The organism is Methylocystis sp. (assembly GCF_050246715.1).
Lineage (GTDB): Bacteria > Pseudomonadota > Alphaproteobacteria > Rhizobiales > Beijerinckiaceae > Methylocystis.
The window spans coordinates 1-3,116 of record NZ_JBFWVN010000117.1; the positions used below are offsets into that span (position 1 = coordinate 1).

General features: G+C 61.5%; 3 protein-coding genes, 1 tRNA gene and 1 pseudogene. 3 read left to right on the top strand and 2 right to left on the bottom strand.

All coding sequences use genetic code 11. The annotated features are described in order from the left end of the window. Nucleotides 1–400: pseudogene (locus AB7I51_RS17925) on the top strand (DUF882 domain-containing protein); the annotation flags it as partial. 74 nt (nucleotides 401–474) lie between these two features. On the opposite strand, the gene AB7I51_RS17930 reads toward AB7I51_RS17925, so the two are convergent. Beyond that, entirely contained in the window at nucleotides 475–600 is a 126-nt protein-coding gene (locus AB7I51_RS17930; protein WP_428404200.1) for a hypothetical protein, read from the bottom strand. 168 nt (nucleotides 601–768) lie between these two features. After that, nucleotides 769–1,731, bottom strand: coding sequence for a malate dehydrogenase (gene mdh / locus AB7I51_RS17935; protein ID WP_428404199.1), 963 nt, complete (start codon nucleotides 1,729–1,731; stop codon nucleotides 769–771). A 203-nt stretch (nucleotides 1,732–1,934) separates the two neighbouring features. Here mdh and AB7I51_RS17940 point away from each other — a divergent pair, with 203 nt between their 5' ends. Next, nucleotides 1,935–2,486, top strand: coding sequence for a hypothetical protein (locus AB7I51_RS17940; protein ID WP_428404198.1), 552 nt, complete (start codon nucleotides 1,935–1,937; stop codon nucleotides 2,484–2,486). Between the two features lie 106 nt (nucleotides 2,487–2,592). Continuing rightward, nucleotides 2,593–2,668: transfer RNA gene (locus AB7I51_RS17945), tRNA-Lys, on the top strand. The last annotated feature ends 448 nt before the right edge of the window (nucleotides 2,669–3,116 follow it).

Genomic DNA, 3,116 nt, shown 5'->3' on the forward strand with positions numbered 1-3,116 from the left:
CGAATATCAGGAAAGCGACGGCGCCGACGCCGGTTCGAACGGCGCCTCGGCAGGCGATGCGGCGCTGCGTCGGCGCGGAAAGACGGCGGCGCCCCTGCCCCCGGCTCGACCGGCGTCCTTCGACGCTAAGGCGACCAGCGCGATCGCGCGGCTCGTCGACTCGCCTAAAACTGAAGCAAGAAAGTCAAATTCGAAGGCGCGGCGGGATTCACTCGCCTATGCGCCCGAACCGAGGGATCCGTCTGACCGCGGCGAAGAGAACGCGCCAGGCGACGTCTCCAACCAAAGAGCGAAAGCCTCGCTTATCGCCCCGACAGGGCTCCGATCCGCCGCCCGAGCGCGCAGCCGCGCCGAATCCGATGGGAAGGCTTTAGCGGGAGAAAGCCAGAAAACCCGGTAATCTCGATCTAGCGACCTGAATCATAAAGGCTTTCTCGCCAAGCAACGCTTTGGTCGTAGAAAACGGCGAAGCGCTTAGGGTAGCAGAGCAACGGCATGTATTGCTGCAACCCCAAGAAGGATTGCCGCGCGCACTGCAAAATAGAGCGTGCCGGCTACGGCGATGACTTTGACAAAGACATAAGCGTCAGGGTCAAACATGGCTTGCGATCCATCTTGCAAGTCTGAGCCTCTCAAGGAGAATCAGGCGCCCAGACAGGTTAAACCCCATCTTGCAAGGAATGTTCCTCTTGTCGCGGCCAAGCAAAATTGCAGAGCAGACGGCGGCTCGGCGGGATTCCCGAACGGATGGAACTTTGGCGGAGGCGCTCAGGCGAAGGCGGAATCAAGCGACTTGGCGGCTTCGATCAGCGTGCGAACTGACCCAACCGATTTTTCAAACATCGCCCGTTCGGTCTCGTCGAGCCTGATCTCCATCACCTTCTCGACGCCGTTGGCGCCGATGACGACGGGAACGCCGACGTAGAGTCCGTTCACGCCATATTGGCCTTCGAGATAAGCGGCGCAGGGCATTACTCGGCGCTTGTCCTTAAGATAGCTCTCGGCCATGGCGATCGCCGCAGTCGCCGGCGCATAATAGGCGGAGCCGGTCTTGAGCAGGCCGACGATCTCGCCGCCGCCTTTGCGCGTCCGCTCGACGATCGCGTCGATCCGTTCCTGCGTGGTCCACCCCATCGCGACAATGTCGGGCAAGGGCACGCCGGCGACGGTCGAATAGCGCACCGACGGCACCATGTCGTCGCCATGGCCCCCCAAAACGAAGGCGCTCACGTCTTCGACCGAAACATCAAGCTCCTCGGCCAAAAAATAGCGAAAGCGGGAAGAATCGAGCATGCCCGCCATGCCGACGACGCGATGCGTCGGCAGCCCCGACGCTTTCTGCAGCGCCCAGACCATGACGTCGAGCGGATTGGTGATGCAGATGACGAAGGCGTTGGGCGCATATTGCCTGATGCCCGCGCCGACCTTGGCGATGACTCCGAGATTGATCGACAGGAGATCGTCGCGGCTCATGCCGGGCTGACGCGGCACGCCCGCCGTGACGATGACGACATCCGCCCCATCGATCGCCGAATAGTCGGAGCCGCCGGAAAGCTTGGCGTCAAAGCCCGCGACGGGAGACGATTGGGCGATGTCCAGCGCCTTGCCCTGCGGCACGCCGTCAACGATATCGAAAAGAACGATGTCGCCTAATTCCTTAAGGCCGGCGAGATGGGCGAGCGTTCCGCCGATATTGCCGGCGCCGATCAAAGCGATTTTTCTTCGCGACATCACCAAACTCGTTCTTTGCTTCTCGACAACTGCTAGCGCGCTTTTGCGGCTGTGGGAAGACACGTTGGGGTTTTGCGGCTCGAACGCGCCTCCACGCCCGGCATGATCGACGGCCGTCGGCGAGCGTCGCGCTTTAGTGTCGCAGGGATTGCCGGCCGTCGCGGCGCTGCTTACCTGCGATGCTCGAGGGAGTTTGCGAACGAATGAAGAGAGAACTCACGCCGCGGCGCATATTCGCGGCCGCGATCGCGATAAGCGCGCTGTTCCTGGGATCGCCCCCGGCGCAAGCGTCCGATCCGGATGAGGCCGAGCTTCTAAACCATTTCGAGAAGGTCGACGTCTGGCATTATCCGGTCGACTACGCGGTTCGCCACAACAACCAGGACGTCATCGTCACCCGCGAGATGGTGGCGCAGCCGGCGCCTCTGGGCGAGCTCTGCTACATCCGCTTCGATCTCATCAAGGGCGAGGGCGATTACGGCTATGGCTTCAAGCCCGGCGGGCCGCGTGACGCCCATTGGGGCGTCAATGTCCTGAAAAGGGGGACCGTCCTCAACCAATTGGCCTCCCGGCTCAAAATGAACGTCATCTATTTTTACGCGCAAGGACCGAAGTCCGCCGACGCCAGCGCGGTTTGCGCGCGCAAGCAGGGCGCGCCGACGGCCGAGGCCGGAAACGCCTATCGCGGCCCTTGGGCCGATCTGGTGACGAAATCGCGTCTGATCCATGGGTGGCCGACGGCGCCTGCGCCGTAGCCGACAAGGGAAAATGCGCGGCGACGGCGCGTTGCGCTGGACAGCTGCGAGCGGTTTTGTTATTCGCACCGCTCGTTCCAAACAGCGTCGCGCACGCTGGACGGACGGGCGCATAGCTCAGTTGGTAGAGCAGCTGACTCTTAATCAGCGGGTCCAAGGTTCGAGCCCTTGTGCGCCCACCAATTAAATCAAAGGCTTATCCAGATAGATTAAGGACGCTGCTTCCCACAAATCACGATTGGGAAGCACATGGGAAGCAGGAACGTCCAGTTCGTCGCGCCGCTTTGCATCGTGAGTCATCGCGCGCTATCGTCCCTGCATCGCATGGCGCAACTTACCCGCCCTCGCCTTGCCGGCGTAACCGGCTACCCCCTCGACGAACTGGCCGTAAGCCGTTGCACGACTTGCCGCTCGTTACCGCGCTGAGCCCGAGCTGCCGGTGCGAGCATTTGGCTAGTGAGCAGCCCGCATTGATCGGAATCGACCATGGGTTCTTTTTTCGGCTCAGAGCCGATCCGAAAAGTTTGGATTCATGAACAAGACGTTGCACGGGTCAGACGTTTAAGCATGATGCGGATCATAGCGAGTTTGACGAAGGCGGCGACGGTCGTGGCGTAGCGTTCGAAGTCG